This is a genomic window from Mesorhizobium sp. M4B.F.Ca.ET.089.01.1.1, from assembly GCF_004022605.1.
GTDB lineage: Bacteria > Pseudomonadota > Alphaproteobacteria > Rhizobiales > Rhizobiaceae > Mesorhizobium > Mesorhizobium abyssinicae.
In genome coordinates this window covers 1-574 of record NZ_RZOS01001236.1, presented here as the reverse complement: position 1 = coordinate 574, position 574 = coordinate 1, and the positions used below count along the sequence as shown (strand labels likewise).

The window sequence follows — 574 nt, the reverse complement described above, 5'->3', positions numbered from 1 at the left end:
GTCCCGGCATCGGTAGCTGCTGACGGCGCGAGCGGTGCGCCGATCAGAGCAGGCTTTGAGTTTCGCATGCCCGTAGCGCGCGCCAGAAGCCATACCGGAACGAATTCCGGCCGAGCCACGTAGATGCCGCCGATCGCCGGGCGGAAGCTGCAAATCTCACCGGGCATCGCGCCGATGAGATGCGCGAAGGGGTCCGTGTGGAAGTACTCGCTTCCATTCGCCGAGCTGAGAGCGCCGGCCAAGGCGGTCGCGCCATCCCAAGCGGGCCACCAATCCCAAGCTGCGGAACCCTGCTCGATCTCGTAGGTGGCGGTAATGCCGCCGTATTCGATTCGATGACCGCCTCGGCGGTCCCAGCCCTCTGCGGTCCAGGTGCCATCGCCCCCGATCGACGCGGGACGGCCGTCGATACGCACGGGTTCGCCCGGCTCCAACAGCCCTAGAAGCAAGATCGAGGGCGGGTGCCCTTCCAGCCACCTTCCGCGGGCGAGCCGCAGGCCTCCCGGCAAATCGATCGAGACGGCAGGCAGCGGATCGAGTGCATGGAGGATCGCCGGGCCATCCCGGGGAGCTG

Annotated in this window: 1 protein-coding gene; it reads right to left on the bottom strand. The window is 67.6% G+C overall.

The window, feature by feature from the left end; translation table 11 throughout:
- A partial coding sequence (locus EN780_RS39425) for a hypothetical protein (protein WP_189557137.1) occupies positions 1 to 574 on the bottom strand: 574 nt, incomplete at both ends.